Genomic DNA, 15,193 nt, shown 5'->3' with positions numbered 1-15,193 from the left:
GGGCCTCGACCCTTTCGGGGCCTCGTAAAACTCGGCGCGGCGTGCCGGTTGGGCGGCACGTCGGCAGATCGGGCGCGTAGGGTTCGGCGACCGGCCACCCGTCAACGGACCCGGACCGGCACGTTGGCCCAGCCGGCGACATTGGTGACCGTCGCCCGGCGCAGACCTGCCCGGTCCACGGTGTACTCGGGCATCACGTCGAGCAGTGCGTTCAGTGCGATCCGGCCTTCCAATCGGGCCAGCGCGGCACCCAGGCAACTGTGGATGCCGTAACCGAAGCCCAGGTTGTGCCCGGAATGCGGCCGGTCGATATCGAAGCTGCCGGCGTCGGGGAACGCCTGCTCGTCGCGCGTGGCCGAGGCGAGCAACATCAGCACGTAGCTGCCCTGCGGAATGGTCCGGTCGTGCAGCTGTACCTCGGTGCGGGTGTAGCGCAGGTCGTACTGCACGGGCCCGTCGTAACGCAGTATTTCTTCGAAGGCCGCGGTGATCTTCGACCGGTCGGCGCGCAGGGCTCGCCACTGTTCCGGGTGGTCGGCGAACAGGACGGCCGCGATGCCGATGAGCTTGGCGACGGTTTCGGCGCCCGCGCCGCCCAGCAGCGAGATGAATCCGGCGATCTCGATATCGGTCAGCGCGGTTTTCGTCCCGTCACCGCGGTCGACCTCGGCCGCGATCAGATGGCTGATCATGTCGTCGCGCGGACGGGCCCGTCGCTCGAGGATCAGTTCGAAGTAGTACCGCCCGGCTTCCCGGATCGCCTCCGCCGCTTCGGGCCGCATCCCGGTTTCCCCGGGCCGGCGTTCCAGCGGGAGTGCGTGTAGTTCGCGCAGCCGAGCCCGGTCCGGTGCCGGGACACCGAGCATGGAGCTGATCACCTCGATCGGGAAATGGTTCGAGAAGTCCGCCACCACATCGAATTCGCCGCCGGGCAGCCGCTCGACGAATGTCGCCACGATCTCCCGGACCATGGGTTCCAGCGCCGCTATGGCGCGCGGGGTGAACACCTTGCGCACCAGGTTGCGCATCCTGGTGTGCTCGGGCGGGTCCATCATGATGATCATCGGCACAGACGGTTTCGGGTGGCCGGGGTCCAGGACCATGTCCAGGGTGATGCCCTCGGCCGAGGAGAAGGTTTCGAAGTTCTTCATCCCGGCCGCCACGTCGGGGTAGCGCGATAGCGACCAGAGGCCGTATTCGGGATTGAAGTGGACCGGGGCCTGCGCGCGCAGGCGGCGGTAGATTTCGTGCGGGTCGGAGAAGAATTCGTCGGAGAACGGGTCGAATACGATCCCGTCGCCGGATACGCGGGTGTCCGTCATCGGACTCACCTCGATACAGCTGGAGCTGGATGGAATGTGCCGCGCAGGGCTGTCCGTACGATTCGGTGGTGGCCACTGAACTGCGGGTTCACCAGCCGAAACGGGCTATCGGACCGGCCCTGTCGGTACTCGATAGAGTGTTACACAACTTACAAAAAGTGTAAAGGATGTAAATGCCGACATCGGATGCCAACTCGAACGAGCCGACCCGGGAGCGAATCCTGCGCGCCACCTTCGAGGTGCTGAGCCGCCACGGCCACAGCAAGCTGAACCTGTCCGATGTCGCGGCGGCGGCCAAGGTCTCCCGGCCGACGCTGTACCGGTTCTTCTCCTCGAAGGGCGAACTGCTCGCCGCCTTCGGACGCTACGAACAGCAGAACACGCAGGATGCCTTCGCGGCCGCGACCGAGGGGCTCGCCGGCGCCGCCCGGCTGGACGCGGCGCTGCGGTACATGGTCGATCATCAGGAGTCGTATTCGCTGGGCCGGCTGGTCGATGTGGAACCGGATCACGTGCTGGCCGAACTCGCCCGCGTCATGCCGATCATGCGTGAACTCATCCGCCCGATGGTCGAGGGCGCCGATGCCGATATCGTCGCCGCGGCGATCATCCGGCTGGCGGCCTGTCACTACGTGGTCCGGGGCGACGACCGGGCGACCTTCCTCGCGCAGTTGAGGCATGTGGCGGGTATCCCACCGGGCGGTCTGGAAGTAGATAGTTAGCCTATGTAATAATATTTCGGTGCAGCCGAACCCGGTGACCGATGTGGACGACACCGTCGTCGATCTACTGGTCACCGCGGGTCGGCTCACGCGCGCGGCGGGAATGCTCAGCGTCGACGACCTGCCGCGCGCTACCGTGCGCGCACTGGCAGTGCTCGACGAGCACGGTTCGCTGCGGGTCAGCGACTTCGCTCGCATCGATCGCACGTCGCAACCCACGGCGACCGCGCTCATCGCCCGCCTGGTGGGGGAGGGATACGCCTCCCGGCACCGCGACCCGGACGATTCGCGCGCGGTCGTCGTCCAACTCACACCGGCCGGGCGTGCCCGGCTCGCCGCCACCCGCGCCTCCATGCGCGAGGCCTTGTCCGGCCCGCTACCCGGCTTCGACGCCGAACGCCTGACCGGACTCGCCGCCGAGCTACGGGACCTACTGGCGGCGATCCGGGAATCGGCCGGGCACCACCCGCAATCGAGGAAAGACCGATGAGCACCACGACCAGGACGGCCACCGAGCCGGACAGTACGAGCGCGTCAGGACCGGAGGCGGTAGCGCAGCGTGACCACGCAGGGCCCGCGCCCGTACTCGATCGACACAGCGCATCGACCGGGCAGCCGAAGGCGGTCTGGGCCGTCGCCTTCGCCAGCGTTATCGCGTTCATGGGTATCGGTCTGGTCGATCCGATTCTCAAACCCATCGGTGAACAGCTGAACGCGTCGCCGTCGCAGGTATCGCTGCTGTTCACCAGCTATATGCTCGTCACCGGTGTCGCCATGCTGGTCACGGGTGTGGTCTCCAGCCGCTTCGGCGCGAAGAAGACGCTGCTCGCCGGCCTCGCGCTGATCATCGTCTTCGCGGCCCTGGCCGGCATGTCGGGGACGGTCGGCCAGATCGTCGGCTTCCGCGCGGGCTGGGGGCTCGGCAACGCCCTGTTCATCGCGACCGCGCTGGCCACCATTGTCGGTGCCGCCAGCGGCGGGGTCGCGCGCGCCATCATCCTCTACGAGGCGGCGCTGGGTATCGGTATCGCCACCGGGCCGCTGCTGGGCGGCGTGCTGGGCGGCATCAGCTGGCGCGGCCCGTTCTTCGGTGTGTCCGTGCTGATGGCCGTCGCCTTCATCGCGATCGTCGTGCTGCTGCCCGAGGGGCCGAAAGCCGCGAAACCGACCTCGCTGGCCGCGCCGTTCCAGGCGCTGCGCCACCGCGGCCTGCTGGTCGTGAGCATTACGGCCCTGCTGTACAACTTCGGTTTCTTCACCCTGCTCGCCTACACGCCGTTCCCGCTGGACATGGGCACCTACGCGATCGGCTTCATCTTCTGCGGCTGGGGCATCCTGCTGGCCGTGGCCTCGGTGTTCTTCGCGCCCAAACTGCAACACCGTTTCGGCACATTGCCGATGATCGCGGTGGCGGTCGGGTTGTTCGCCGCGGATCTGGCGGTGATGGCGTTGTTCGCCGAGCACAAGCCGGTGCTGATCGCCGGTGTCGTCCTCGCGGGCCTGTTCCTCGGCGTGAACAACACGCTGATCACCGAGGCCGTGATGATCTCCGCGCCGGTGGAACGCTCGACCGCGTCGGCGGCCTACAGCTTCGTCCGCTTCGCGGGCGGCGCCGCCGCCCCGTGGTTGGCGGGCAAACTCGGTGAGACCAGCGTTTCGCTGCCGTTCTGGGTGGGCGCGGTCTGCACCGCCGCCGGTGTGGTGGTGCTGCTGGCCGGCCGCTCGGCATTGGCCCATATCGACGACCACGACCCCGCCCCGCACAGTGTGGAGGAAGCGCAGGCGGTCACGGTCGGTGACTGACCTTCACAAGAGGTCGACCGCGGGTCCCGCCAATAGGCGGGGCCCGCTTTTTCGTGCCCGCCGAGTCCGACCGGTCGGCGTAGGGTCGGGAAGTATGACCGAAGCGCAGCGAGACGAGGTCCGGGTCGAGACGATCCAGAAGCGGGTGCGCGTCTACCTCGGCGGACACCTGGTCGCCGATACCGTCCGTCCCGCGCTGGTCTGGGAGAACCCGTATTACCCGGCCTACTACATTCCGGTCGGTGATCTGCGCGCGAAACTCGAGTTCGACGGCAGCACGCGCACCTCACCCCGCCTCGGGGAGGCGACCGGATACAACGTCGTCGTGAACGGCACCACGGCCGCCGGCGCCGCCCTGCGCTACGCGGATGCGCCGTTGCACGATCTGGTGCGGTTGGACTGGGACGCGATGGACGAATGGTTCGAGGAGGACGAGCCGATCTACGTCCACCCGCGCAACCCGTATTCGCGCGTGGACATCCTGGCCAGTTCCCGGCATGTGCGGGTGGAACTCGACGGGGTGACGGTGGCCGAGTCGCGGTCCCCGCGGATCCTGTTCGAAACCGGGCTCCCCGCCCGCTTCTACCTCCCGCTCACCGATATCAGGATGGACCTGCTGCGGCCGTCGGACACCCACACGAGCTGCCCGTACAAGGGCAACGCCGACTACTGGAACATCCGCGTCGGCGAGACCGAGCATCCGGACCTGGTGTGGATCTACCGGACCCCGGCTCCGGAGAGCCAGAAGATCGCGGGGCTGGCCTGCTTCTACAACGAGAAGGTCGATACCTACATCGACGGGGAGTTGCAGGAGCGGCCGCGGAGTCCGTTCGGCTGATACCGTCCTCGAACAGGCCGCCGCGGCGCTGCCGTTCAGCCGGCTGGATCGCTGCGCCGCGATTCCGCCGGATCCTCGCGTGGGGAGCCGATCTCGATACCGTCCCGAGCCGCCAGGGTCCCACCCCAGTCGTAGAGCGCCTGCAGTACCGGGCGGAGTCCGGGATCGAGCAGCCGATAGGTCACGGTGCGGACCGCACCCTCGTGCACCGTCCGCGCGATCAGGCGGGCGGCCTCGAGCTCGCGCAGCCGCTGGGTCAGCATCTTCTCGGTGATCTCGGGAACGAGCCGGCGCAGTTCGCCGTAGCGCCGCGGCCGCTCCTTCAGATAGCCGAGGATCACGACCGCCCACTTGCCACCGATGGTGTCCATCGCCAGCTCGACCTGGCACGAGTAGAAGGTCCGCCGCACGCTCACGCACCACAAAGTACGTTCTTGTGCCGTCGTGCCCAAGGTGGTCGACTTCATCCATGATCACCGAGTACATCCGGTACCGCGTTCCCGATCCGGCCGCGTTCGAGGATGCCTATCGCCGCGCCGCGGTATCTTTGCAGTTCTCGCCGTACTGCCGGACCTACGATCTGGACCGGTGTGTCGATGATCCGGAGGTCTATATCCTCCGGCTCACCTGGACCTCGGCGAGCGATCATCTGGAGAAGTTCCGCAACAGTTCCCACTTCCGGGAGTTCTTCGCCGAGATCAAGGATTACGTCACCGGTATCGAGGAGATGCGGCACTACGAGCCGGTCGCGTTGGTGCCGTCGCTGTACGAATGGGCGGGCGGGGCCGAGGCATTCGAGAAACTCTTCGACACCTTCTACGACCGGGTTCCCGAGGATCCGGTGCTCGGGCCGGTTTTCGATGGTATGCACCCCGACCACGCGAAGCATGTAGCCGCCTGGCTGGGCGAGGTTTTCGGCGGGCCCGCCGTCTACTCGGAACGGCACGGTGGCCACCAGCACATGATCTCCCGCCACCGGGGCCGGGCCTTGACCGAGGAGCAGCGGCAGCGCTGGGTGAGCCTCCTGATCGATACCGCCGACCGGGTCGGCCTGCCCGCCGACGCCGAGTTCCGGGCGGCGTTCGTGGGATATCTGGAATGGGGAACCCGGATGGCGCTGCTGTTCTCCGGGCCGGACGCGCCGGCGAGCGACAGCGAACCCACGCCCACGTGGGGCTGGGGTGAGGTACGTCCCTGGCCGCGGGGTTGAGCGCGTACCCGAATCGCTGAGGTGAACGCGTGCACGCCACCGGCGGCTGCGGGCGCCGGGGCGCGGCCGCGATTGCCGGCCGGTTCGGCAATGCGCCGCCGATACGAAAAGGGCCCGTCTACCGGCAGTGGACGGGCCCGGGTGCCGGATGTCTCAGCTCTTCGATTCGGTGCTCTGGGGCAGTTCGGCGAGAGTGCCGATCCGGGCGACCGCGTCCGTGACGATCCGATCGATCAACTCCTGGCAGGTCGGCAGATCCTCCAGGATGCCGCTCACCTGGCCCGCCGCCAGCACCCCGGCTTCGGTATTGCCCTCGACCAGCCCGGCGCGCAGCAGCATCGGGGTGTTGGCCGCCATGATCACCTGGGACCAGGTGAGGTCCTTGGCCTTGCGCATGGCCAGACCGTCGCGGACCAGCGTGGACCATTTCATCCCGGTCATGCTCTTGAACCGGGCCGCATTACCCACGGCGGCGGTGAGGCCACGGATCCGCCCCGAGTTCTCCAGTTTCTGCACGAGTTCGGTGTTGAGCACCCGGTGCGGCATACCGTCGACCTTGGTGGACACCACTGTCTCGCCCAGTTGGCGGCGCAGGTATTCCTGCTTGACCGAATCCGGGACGCTGCTCTCCTGCGTGAGCAGGAAGCGGGTCCCCATCGCGACCCCGGCGGCGCCGTAGGCGAGGGCGGCGGCGAGGCCGCGTCCGTCGAAGAAGCCGCCGGCCGCGACCACCGGGATATCGACCGCGTCCAGGACCGACGGCAGCAGCAGGGTGGTGGCCACCGGGCCGGTGTGCCCGCCGCCCTCACCACCCTGGACGACCACGGCGTCCGCGCCCCAGGAGGCGACCTTCACCGCGTGCTTGGCGGCGCCGATCGACGGAACCACCACCACACCCGCGTCTTTGAGCTTGGCGATGAGGTCCTTCTTCGGCGCCAGGGCGAAGGACGCGACCTTGACGCTCTCGCGGATGAGCAGATCGATCCGCTCGGACGCGTCCGAGGCGTCGGCGCGGATGTTCACACCGAACGGTTTATCGGTCTGCGCCTTGGTTTTGGCGATGGCCGTTTCCAACTCGTCGTAGGTCATGGTGGCCGAGGCCAGAATGCCCAGCCCGCCGGCATTGGAGGTGGCCGAGACCAGGCTCGGGCCCGCCACCCAGCCCATACCGGTCTGCACGACGGGATGTTCGATCCCGACCAGTTCGGTCAGCGGTGTCCGCAGCCGGGGGGTCACTGCGGGACCTCCCGGTCGCGGATCTTCTTCGGATCCAGGACCTCGCGGATGATCCGCAGTTCCTCGGTGGTGGGCAGCCGGGACTCGTCGGCCGTGCCCAGGTCGGCGATCTCGAACGAGGTGTTCTCCGCGACCTCACCGGCGGTGACCCCGGGGTGCAGGCTCAGCGCGCGCATCGTGTGGTCCGGGCCGTTGAAATCGAAAACGCCCAGATTGGTGACCACCCGGTGGATGTGATGGAAGCGGAACGCGGGATTGTCCGGGTCGACCTTGTCGTAGCCGACACCGGCGACGATATCGACCTTCTCGCCGAACACCCGCTTGGTGTGCCGTCCGACCCAGTAGCTGGTGGGGTGGTTGATGGTGTTGCCGGGTGCGCCGCGGACGCCGAACATCTGCCGGGTCGGCTGCTGTAGCGGGCCGAAGGCCGAAAGGTTCTGGTTGCCGTAGCGGTCGATCTGGTTGGCGCCCATGACCACATGGCGGCGGCCCGAGGCCAGCACATCGAACACCTTGCGGAACGGGATCCAACCCTCCACCGGCGCCTTACCGCCGATCGGCGGGGTCTCGGCGAGGAAGAACGCTTCGCCGTCGGAGATCAGCAGATCGGGTTCGAAGGTGAGTTTCGCCAGCCGCGCGCCCAGCTGCGCCATCGGCGACATGGGACTGGCGAAGATCTCCCCGGCGTCGCGGAAGATCTCGGCGCAGGCGACCGCGCACACCTCGGCGCGGGTGATGGTTTCGGTGCTGGTCACCGCTCCTCCTTGAATCGCGCGACGGCGGCCTGGTAGTCGGCTTCGGAACCGCTGAGGTAGGTGTCGACGAAGGTCTGCCAGGTCTCCGGCGACCCAGCGGCTTCGACATAGTGCCGCTGGAATTTCTCGTCCCGGCCGTAGCTCTCACCACCCAGGGTGAAATGCGCGCCGTTCGGTGCCTCGGCCACCGCGTCGACCATCATGCGGTTGAGCAGCAGCGCCTGCTGGGGAACGGTTTTCACCAGTTCCTCGGTCTCCACGAGGCGTTCCACCGAGAGGTAGCGCTTCTCGGCGGCCAGGCAGAACAGGTCGTCCATATAGGGGTCCACGCCCTGGTAGGCGGCGTTACCGTGCGCGTCACCGATGTTCAGGTGCACCAGCGCGGCGTCGAGGTTCAGGGCCGGCATGGCGATCAGGGTTTCCGGACGGCCGTCCGGGCCCGGATACGGCGAGGTCACGGTCTGCAGTTCGCCGTCCCAGAAGTTCGGCACATCCGACCCCAGGCCGGCCCGGATCGGCAGGAACGGCAGTCGCGCCGCGGCCGCCTCGAGCCCGCATTTGAGCATGCCCTCGTCCATCTCGCGGGCGACGATCTGCCCGGAGGTGCGGGCCTTTGCGAACCAGGGGTCGTAGAACGGCGCCGAGTCCAGGGAGACGAATCCGTAGTAGGCCTTCCGGACCTTCCCGGCCGAGAGCAGCAACCCCAGATCCGGGCCGCCGTAGGTGACCACCGTCAGGTCGGTGACATCGGACCGCAGCAGGGCACGCACCAGGGCCATCGGCTTACGCCGGGAACCCCAGCCGCCGATGCCGATGGTCATCCCGCTGCGCAGTTCGCCGACGATCTCGTCCAGCGTTTTCCGCTTGTCTCGCATGGTCTTTCGTTCCATATCAGTTCTTGTCCTTCTGCGCCGCCAGGTCTTCGTCGAAGCGTTCGCGGATCTCGTCGGAGGCTCCGGAAAGGTTCAGTTCGAAGGTGAACCCCTGCTCGAAGCGGTAGCTGCGGTGCACGTCCTGCAGGTCGATGCCGTTGAGGGCGCGTTTGGCGGCCCGGATGACCCGGCCGTCCTTGGCCGCGATGTCCTTGGCGACCTCGAGCGCGGCGGCGTCGAGTTCCTCCCGGGGGACGACCTTCAGTACGGAGCCGTAATGGCGCAGCTGCTGGGCGGTGGCGGTGCTCGCGGTGAAGAAGAGCGCGCGCATGAGGTGCTGGGGGACCAGCCGGGCGAGGTGGGTCGCGGCGCCGAGCGCACCGCGATCGACCTCGGGCAGGCCGAAGGTCGCGTCCTCGGAGGCGATGATGATGTCGGAGTTGCCGACCAGGCCGATACCGCCGCCCAGGCAGAAGCCCTGGACCGCGGTGACCACCGGGACCGGGCAGTCGTAGACCGCGCCGAATGCCTCGAAGCATCCGTGGTTGGCGTCGATGAGCGCTTGATGCCCGGGTTTGCGCTGGATCTCCTTGATATCGACGCCCGCGTTGAAGCCGCGGTTCTCGGCGCGCAGCACCACCACGCGGGTCTGCGGGTCGCGCCCGGCGGCGCGGATCTCGTCGGCGAGGGCGAACCAGCCGTCCGAGGGTATGGCGTTGACCGGCGGATAGTCGACCGTGACCACGGCGATACCGGCGGATTCCGAATGGCGCTTGATCCCCATCGCGTATCCCATCTCGCATCTCGAGCATCTTGGCTAAGCAAGCAATTGCTTGGTAGGTTAACACGGTGGCACTCGAAATCGACCTGTCCGATCGCGTCGTTCTGGTAACCGGCGGCGTCCGCGGCGTCGGCGCCGGGATCAGCCGCGTCCTGCTCTCCGCCGGGGCGACCGTGGTGGCGTGTGCCCGCCGGCCCGGCGATACTCCGGTCGAGGTGGACGGGCGGGAACTCGACTTCCTGCCGTGCGATGTCCGCGACCCGGCAGCCGTGGCGGAGATGATCGCCGAGATCGTCCGGCGGCACGGGCGGCTGGATCACGCGGTGAACAATGCCGGTGGCGCCCCCTATGCCCTGGCGCAGGACGCCAGCCCCAAATTCCACACCAAGATCATCGAGCTGAACCTGCTCTCCGCCCTGCACGTCGCCCAGGCGGCACACGCGGTGATCAGCAGGCAGGAAGACGGCGGCTCGATCGTCAATATCTCCAGCCTCAGCGGTCACCGGCCGTCCCCGGGCACGGCCGCCTACGGGGCGGCCAAGGCGGGAGTCGACGCCCTCACTGTCTCCCTCGCCGTGGAATGGGCCCCGAAGGTCCGGATCAACTCACTGGTGGTCGGCGCGGTGGAAACCGAATTGAGCGCTCTGCACTACGGTGACGCCGACGGAGTGGCCGCCGTCGGGCAGACCATCCCGATGGGGCGGCTGGCCCGGCCCGAGGATGTCGGCAACGGCGTGGCCTTCCTGCTCTCCCCGCTGGCCGGATACATCTCCGGGGCGACCCTGCAGATCCACGGCGGCGGCGAGCCCCCGGCCTTCCTGTCGGTGGCGACCGCCACCCACTCCGCTGCCGCGGCGAAGGCCTGACCTCAGCTCGAACAGATATCGACCATCGACGATAGGAACGGACATGGCAACCGAGGGCATCTGCGCCGGACGGATCGTGATCATCACCGGCGCCGGCCGGGGTATCGGCCGGGCACACGCCCTGGCCTTCGCCGCCGAGGGAGCGAAGGTCGTGGTGAACGACCTCGGCTCGACACTCAGCGGTGAGTCGACCGCGGAAACCCCTGCCGAGCAGGTTGTCTCGGAGATCCGCGCGGCCGGGGGTGAAGCCGTGGCCAACGGCGACGACGTGGCGAGCTGGGAGGGCGCGCAGCGGCTGGTCCAACAGGCCGTGGACACCTTCGGCGGCTTGGACGTCCTGGTCAACAATGCCGGTTTCGTTCGCGACCGGATGCTGGTCAATCTCGCCGAGGACGAATGGGATTCGGTGGTCCGCGTACACCTCAAGGGTCATTTCGCCACCATGCGGCACGCGGCCGCGTACTGGCGCGCGGAATCCAAGGCGGGTCGTACCGTGGACGCCCGGATCATCAACACCAGTTCCGGCGCCGGCCTGCAGGGCAGTGTCGGCCAGGGCAACTACGGCGCCGCCAAGGCGGGTATCGCCGGCCTCACCCTGACCGCCGCGGCCGAATTCGCGCGGTACGGCGTCACAGTGAACGCGATCGCCCCCTCGGCACGCACCCGGATGACCGAAACCGTCTTCGCCGACATGATGGCCGCACCCGAGGACGGGTTCGACGCCATGGCGCCGGAGAACATCTCACCGATCGTGGTGTGGCTGGGCAGCACGGAATCGGCCGGTGTCACCGGCCGGATGTTCGAGGTCGAGGGCGGTCGCCTCGCCTTGGCCGAGGGCTGGCGCCACGGGGTGCCGGTCGACCGCGGCGCGCGGTGGAATCCGGCCGAACTCGGCACCGTGGTCACGGAGCTGATCGCGAAGGGTGCGACCCCGGAACCCGTGTACGGAGCATAAGGATTCGCCACTGTTCGAACGGGTCCGTCCCGCCGTCGGCCGACGGCGGGACGGACCCGTCTCCGTAGGAACTCCAGCTACTGGACCCGGCCCCGCCTGGTTGTGATCTATTCCATGCTCTCCGGGGCACTGTCCGCTGTGTACCGGCGGCCGAGCAGCGGATAGCCGGGACCGGGCGCTCGGTGTCGCCACTTCGTCATGCACCGGTCAGGGCGCTGGTTTACCATGGGCAACCATCTGTTCGTTCTACCCGGAAGGCGTCATCGCCGGGCGAATCCGCAATATCGATCGAGGGGTTGACTGGCGCATGGCCGTGGGTCGCATCAAGCGATTGCTTGCAGTAGCCGGAGCGGCCGGATGCCTGGGACTGGTCGGGGGGCCGGCGCTCGCTCAAGCGAATCCGGGCCGCGGGCCGGTGACCGAACAGGGCCCCTCCGGCAGTGGAGGTGACGGCCTCGTCCCGCCTCTCCCGGGCGCGCAACCTCCCGAGGGCGGTCCGCTCGCCATACCGGGCGGCGAACCGGAGTCGGGTGAGGCGACCGGAGAGCGAGTTCCGGCCGAATCGGGCGCACCCACCGGTCTCGAAACGGGTAGTAGTGCGCCGGATTCCGATACCGGTGGTAGCGGGGTGGATTACGGCGATATCGCGCAGTGGCAGCCGCTGGGCATCCCCGGTCGGGTCCAGGAGGCGGAACCGATCGACACCTCCGAGCCCGCGCCGGTCGCTGCCCCGCGACCGGATCCGGCGCCGGTCGCCGAACCTCTCGGCCCGGTGGGGTTGGGCACCGCTCTCGGTACCATCCTGGCCACCGGCTCGGCCGCCGTCGGCTCGGCCGCCGCGGCGCCGCTGGGTGTCACCGGCTCCGCCGCGCTCGGTGCCGGATCGGCAGTCCTCGGAACAGGTTCCGCCGCAGTGGGTTCGGCCGGTCTCGGGGTGGGTGTGACCGGTTCTGCCGCACTGGGTACCGGTTCGGCAGCTCTCGGTACCGGTTCCGCCGCAGTGGGTTCGGCCGGAGTCGGGGTACTGGGTACCGGATCCGCCGCGCTGGGTTCGGCGGGAGTCGGAGTGCTGGGCAGCGGTTCGGCCGCCACGGGTTCGGCCGGGGCCGGGATACTCGGCACCGGTTCGGCCGGTGTGGGTTCGGCCGCCGTGGGTTCCGCGGCCACCGGGTCCGCTGCCGCCGGTTCGGCGGCGACCGGTTCCGCCGCGCTGGGTTCGGCCGGTGTGGGTTCCGCGGCCCCGCTGCTGCTCCTGCTGCTGCCGGTGCCACCCCCGGCACCTCCGGTCGGGCCGCCATTGGCATTACCGGCGCCGGGCGGCGGTGCGGGTGCCGGTGCCCCGGCGATCGGTGTGGCCGTTGCGCTGCCCACGGTCGCGCCCCCCGCCGTCGCCGCGGCGCCCGCTCCCGGTGGGTCCGCGCCGTCCGTCGCCGCGCCACCGAATCACGCGGTGCGCCCGACGAACGCCGAGAGCCTGCTGCCCGAACCCAAGGTCCTGTCGGTGATCGGCGGGCTGATCGCCTTGGCCATCGCCGGCGGCGGTTCGGCCGTGATGAGTTATCACAGCGCCGCCCAGGCACAGGCGCGGGTCGACGCCGCACGCGCCGAATTCTTCGGAACCGGTGCGTGATCGCGATGACACAGAGCCGGACACAGAGCGCCCGGGCATATCGGCGGGTCGCCGCCGCGGTCGACGCGGTGTGCGCGGTCGCCGCCGATGCCGACGCCACCACTCTCGAGGAAGTGGTGGACGCGGTGGCCGCCGAGCGGGGCCGCCCGATCGAAATCGCCGACGCCGACCTCGGTCCCGGCGTATGCGGCCAGCGTCGCTACTACCCGTCCAAGGACATCATCGTGCTCGCCAGTGCGCTGCCGAGCCGGGACCATACGCTGGCCCACGAGCTGGGCCATATCGTCTTCGATCACGAGGGTGCCCCGGCCCCCGAGGTGACACTGGAGGTGAGCGACGAGCTCATCGCCTACATGCTGAGTCAGCGCGCCCATCAGACCGCACTCGAGGACGGCGAGGACGATCAGGCCGAATGGGAGGCCGAAACTTTCGCCGCCATGCTGATGACGCGGCTGCGCGTGTTCAACAGCCGGGGCGCGGGCGTCTCGGTCCTTCGATTCGATGAGGCTCTGGGATGACGTTCTGGTTGACCGCCCTGATCGTCTGGGTCGCCGCGGGCGCGCGGGTGGGACGGGTACTCGTCAAACCCGCCACCACCGCGCGGGTAGCGATAGTGGTGGCCGTTTCAGCGGTCGCGCTGGCCTGTACCGCCGCGGTGCCCGATGTGGCACTGGCCGTCGACAATCTACTGCCCCGCGGATTGCCGCCGGGTCGGCTGTCGGAGGGGCTGGTGGTCTCCGCGTGGCTGCTCTTCGCCGCCGCGACCTCGGTGGTTGCCTCGGCGGCCTGGCCTGTGGTCTCGCGCCGTAATCTGCGCCAGATCGCCGCAGGCATATACGGAACCGGGCTCTTCGCCGTGGCCGGCACCCTCAGTGCATCGTTCACCGCGGGTTGGGTGGTCACCGCGGCGGCCGGTGTCTTCGTCGTGGTGACCGGTCTGCGCAACCTGAGCTGGACCGCGCTCGGCCGGGGTATAGCCGTCTACGTGACGGGGACCGCACTGGTGGTCGCGCTGGCCGTCGGGCAGGTGCAGCGGGGAATCACCGGAGCTGCCCGTTCCGGGCCGGGCGAGCCGGCCTGGGCCTGGCCGTTCTGGCAGCTGGCCGCATTGCTCATCGCCTGCGGCGCGGTGTGGATTGTGGCGGAGATGTGGGTGCGGGCACGGTTGCTGTTGCGCCGGGTGCAGACGTTGCACAAAGTCCTGGTCGAACGCTTCCCGGAGGTCGTCCAAGAGGAGACCGGGACATCGACCCAGCTCAAGGCATCGGATCGGGTCGCGCAGATCATGGATGCGCTGTATCTGCAGTCGGGCGGCGGTGTCGAGATCGCCGCTGCCGGAGAACCTCCCGCCGCGGTGTCCGCCCGCGCGGAACGGGTGGCGCAGTGGGCCCGGAATCCCCTGGGCCGGGCCGTGGTGGACTCCCGCTGGATCGCACCGCCGGAGGGGATCAGCCCGCGCGGATGGGTGCAGGCGATCGCCGCGGCCTTCGAAGCGCAGCCGGAACCGACCGAGCGCCCAGCGGTCACGGTTACGTAGTTGCCCGAGGTATGCGGTATGCCCGTTACGTCACTGTGATTATCCCCGGGTGGGGCTCAGTAATCGTGCCGAGCGGTCGGTCTGCATTCTTGCGTGCCGCAGAACTTCGGGCGCACCGAGAGCTTCGCCGAAGGAATTTTTCCCGGCCATGGGAACATCGCGCGGCGATTTCCACGGCACAGGCGTCGGCGCGGTGCGACCCCGATGGGGATCACACCGCGCCGACGGGGTCTGCTATTCGGTGCCGTCCGGCGGAATTTCGGGCAAGCCTTCGCTAGCGCGCAGTTTTTCCGCCATGGAGGTGAGCAGGTTCTGCGACTCCTCCGACAGGTCGAAGGCCCGGCTGGACAGCCGTCGCAGACCGTAACCCTGTAGCTGCGATAGGAGTTCCAGATCGTGGTCGATCTTCGCGGCGTAGATGTCGTTGAAGAAGTAGTCGGGCTTCACCTTGAAGAACTTCGCCAGCGCCGCAACCGTCTCATCGGAAGGATTCGTACGCTGGCCCGACCGTAACTGCGACAGATACGGTTTGGAGATCGGATGACCGGATGCCGTCAGAGCGGCCGCTACCTCTGCATTGGTATGCGGCTTGCGCCCCGGGGGATGCACGGTTTCGAACAGCTTGTTCAGCCGCGCCGCGAAATCAGCCATTGTGAGCCGCCCAAT

At 68.4% G+C, this 15,193-nt stretch carries 17 protein-coding genes; 10 read left to right on the top strand and 7 right to left on the bottom strand.

Annotated features, from left to right (window positions below; translation table 11 throughout):
- Positions 1 to 101: 101 nt before the first annotated feature.
- Positions 102 to 1,322: a cytochrome P450 gene (locus NF4_RS00810; protein WP_063125371.1), complete on the bottom strand. Its 1,221-nt coding sequence runs from the start codon at positions 1,320 to 1,322 to the stop codon at positions 102 to 104.
- Positions 1,323 to 1,495: 173 nt separating this feature from the next.
- Here NF4_RS00810 and NF4_RS00805 point away from each other — a divergent pair, with 173 nt between their 5' ends.
- From NF4_RS00805 to NF4_RS00790, 4 genes are all read left to right on the top strand, one after another.
- Positions 1,496 to 2,044, top strand: a complete 549-nt coding sequence (locus NF4_RS00805; protein WP_063125370.1) for a TetR/AcrR family transcriptional regulator — start codon at positions 1,496 to 1,498, stop codon at positions 2,042 to 2,044.
- A gap of 19 nt (positions 2,045 to 2,063) precedes the next feature.
- Positions 2,064 to 2,534 (top strand): MarR family winged helix-turn-helix transcriptional regulator, encoded by a 471-nt coding sequence (locus NF4_RS00800; RefSeq protein WP_232330254.1) that lies wholly within the window; start codon positions 2,064 to 2,066, stop codon positions 2,532 to 2,534.
- Positions 2,531 to 3,847, top strand: coding sequence for an MFS transporter (locus tag NF4_RS00795; protein WP_063125368.1), 1,317 nt, complete (start codon positions 2,531 to 2,533; stop codon positions 3,845 to 3,847). Before NF4_RS00800 ends, NF4_RS00795 begins: the two co-directional genes overlap by 4 nt.
- A 94-nt stretch (positions 3,848 to 3,941) precedes the next feature.
- Positions 3,942 to 4,685 carry a DUF427 domain-containing protein gene (locus tag NF4_RS00790; RefSeq protein WP_063125367.1) on the top strand — a complete coding sequence of 248 codons (744 nt, stop codon included), beginning with the start codon at positions 3,942 to 3,944 and terminating at the stop codon, positions 4,683 to 4,685.
- Between the two features lie 35 nt (positions 4,686 to 4,720).
- Here the strand turns inward: NF4_RS00790 and NF4_RS00785 are convergent, their stop codons facing one another.
- Positions 4,721 to 5,101: a winged helix-turn-helix transcriptional regulator gene (locus tag NF4_RS00785; protein WP_232330253.1), complete on the bottom strand. Its 381-nt coding sequence runs from the start codon at positions 5,099 to 5,101 to the stop codon at positions 4,721 to 4,723.
- 53 nt (positions 5,102 to 5,154) lie between these two features.
- On the opposite strand from NF4_RS00785, the gene NF4_RS00780 reads away from it, so the two are divergent.
- Positions 5,155 to 5,895, top strand: coding sequence for a group II truncated hemoglobin (locus NF4_RS00780; protein ID WP_063125366.1), 741 nt, complete (start codon positions 5,155 to 5,157; stop codon positions 5,893 to 5,895).
- A gap of 153 nt (positions 5,896 to 6,048) precedes the next feature.
- Here the strand turns inward: NF4_RS00780 and NF4_RS00775 are convergent, their stop codons facing one another.
- From NF4_RS00775 to NF4_RS00760, 4 genes are read right to left on the bottom strand one after another with little or no spacing between them, the layout of a single operon-like run.
- Complete coding sequence (locus NF4_RS00775) at positions 6,049 to 7,131, bottom strand: NAD(P)H-dependent flavin oxidoreductase (protein WP_063125365.1); 1,083 nt, start codon at positions 7,129 to 7,131, stop codon at positions 6,049 to 6,051.
- A complete protein-coding gene (locus NF4_RS00770) occupies positions 7,128 to 7,886 on the bottom strand; it encodes a CoA-transferase subunit beta (RefSeq protein ID WP_063125364.1) in 759 nt (252 codons plus the stop codon). Before NF4_RS00770 ends, NF4_RS00775 begins: the two co-directional genes overlap by 4 nt.
- Positions 7,883 to 8,761: a CoA transferase subunit A gene (locus NF4_RS00765; RefSeq protein ID WP_063125380.1), complete on the bottom strand. Its 879-nt coding sequence runs from the start codon at positions 8,759 to 8,761 to the stop codon at positions 7,883 to 7,885. Before NF4_RS00765 ends, NF4_RS00770 begins: the two co-directional genes overlap by 4 nt.
- Positions 8,762 to 8,777: 16 nt before the next feature.
- Complete coding sequence (locus NF4_RS00760) at positions 8,778 to 9,542, bottom strand: enoyl-CoA hydratase family protein (RefSeq protein ID WP_063125379.1); 765 nt, start codon at positions 9,540 to 9,542, stop codon at positions 8,778 to 8,780.
- A 65-nt stretch (positions 9,543 to 9,607) separates the two neighbouring features.
- Between NF4_RS00760 and NF4_RS00755 the strand changes: the two genes are divergently transcribed.
- The 5 genes from NF4_RS00755 to NF4_RS00735 all read left to right on the top strand — a co-directional run bounded on the left by NF4_RS00755 (position 9,608) and on the right by NF4_RS00735 (position 14,527).
- Positions 9,608 to 10,405: an SDR family oxidoreductase gene (locus NF4_RS00755; RefSeq protein WP_063125363.1), complete on the top strand. Its 798-nt coding sequence runs from the start codon at positions 9,608 to 9,610 to the stop codon at positions 10,403 to 10,405.
- A 43-nt stretch (positions 10,406 to 10,448) separates the two neighbouring features.
- A complete protein-coding gene (locus NF4_RS00750; protein ID WP_063125362.1) occupies positions 10,449 to 11,360 on the top strand; it encodes an SDR family oxidoreductase in 912 nt (303 codons plus the stop codon).
- 307 nt (positions 11,361 to 11,667) lie between these two features.
- On the top strand, positions 11,668 to 12,990 hold the full coding sequence (locus tag NF4_RS39730) for a TrbL/VirB6 family protein (RefSeq protein WP_063125361.1): 1,323 nt from the start codon (positions 11,668 to 11,670) through the stop codon (positions 12,988 to 12,990).
- A 5-nt stretch (positions 12,991 to 12,995) separates the two neighbouring features.
- On the top strand, positions 12,996 to 13,508 hold the full coding sequence (locus NF4_RS00740; RefSeq protein ID WP_063125378.1) for an ImmA/IrrE family metallo-endopeptidase: 513 nt from the start codon (positions 12,996 to 12,998) through the stop codon (positions 13,506 to 13,508).
- Complete coding sequence (locus NF4_RS00735) at positions 13,505 to 14,527, top strand: hypothetical protein (RefSeq protein ID WP_063125360.1); 1,023 nt, start codon at positions 13,505 to 13,507, stop codon at positions 14,525 to 14,527. Before NF4_RS00740 ends, NF4_RS00735 begins: the two co-directional genes overlap by 4 nt.
- 234 nt (positions 14,528 to 14,761) lie before the next feature.
- On the opposite strand, the gene NF4_RS00730 is transcribed toward NF4_RS00735, so the two are convergent.
- The gene (locus NF4_RS00730; RefSeq protein ID WP_011207048.1) at positions 14,762 to 15,178 is read right to left on the bottom strand and encodes a helix-turn-helix domain-containing protein; all 417 of its coding nucleotides are present in this window, start codon (positions 15,176 to 15,178) and stop codon (positions 14,762 to 14,764) included.
- Between the last annotated feature and the right edge of the window lie 15 nt (positions 15,179 to 15,193).

This window comes from Nocardia fusca NBRC 14340 (genome assembly GCF_001618425.1).
GTDB classification, from domain to species: Bacteria; Actinomycetota; Actinomycetes; order Mycobacteriales; family Mycobacteriaceae; genus Nocardia; species Nocardia fusca.
The sequence above is the reverse complement of the archived record's forward strand: the minus strand, read 5'-3'. Positions and strand labels throughout refer to the sequence as shown.

Coding starts and splice junctions, on each gene's coding strand:
- NF4_RS00810 (WP_063125371.1), bottom strand. CDS start 1,322: ATGACGGACACCCGCGTATCCGGCGACGGGATCGTATTCGACCCGTTC.
- NF4_RS00805 (WP_063125370.1), top strand. CDS start 1,496: ATGCCGACATCGGATGCCAACTCGAACGAGCCGACCCGGGAGCGAATC.
- NF4_RS00795 (WP_063125368.1), top strand. CDS start 2,531: ATGAGCACCACGACCAGGACGGCCACCGAGCCGGACAGTACGAGCGCG.
- NF4_RS00790 (WP_063125367.1), top strand. CDS start 3,942: ATGACCGAAGCGCAGCGAGACGAGGTCCGGGTCGAGACGATCCAGAAG.
- NF4_RS00780 (WP_063125366.1), top strand. CDS start 5,155: ATGATCACCGAGTACATCCGGTACCGCGTTCCCGATCCGGCCGCGTTC.
- NF4_RS00765 (WP_063125380.1), bottom strand. CDS start 8,761: ATGCGAGACAAGCGGAAAACGCTGGACGAGATCGTCGGCGAACTGCGC.
- NF4_RS00760 (WP_063125379.1), bottom strand. CDS start 9,542: ATGGGGATCAAGCGCCATTCGGAATCCGCCGGTATCGCCGTGGTCACG.
- NF4_RS00750 (WP_063125362.1), top strand. CDS start 10,449: ATGGCAACCGAGGGCATCTGCGCCGGACGGATCGTGATCATCACCGGC.
- NF4_RS39730 (WP_063125361.1), top strand. CDS start 11,668: ATGGCCGTGGGTCGCATCAAGCGATTGCTTGCAGTAGCCGGAGCGGCC.
- NF4_RS00740 (WP_063125378.1), top strand. CDS start 12,996: ATGACACAGAGCCGGACACAGAGCGCCCGGGCATATCGGCGGGTCGCC.
- NF4_RS00735 (WP_063125360.1), top strand. CDS start 13,505: ATGACGTTCTGGTTGACCGCCCTGATCGTCTGGGTCGCCGCGGGCGCG.
- NF4_RS00730 (WP_011207048.1), bottom strand. CDS start 15,178: ATGGCTGATTTCGCGGCGCGGCTGAACAAGCTGTTCGAAACCGTGCAT.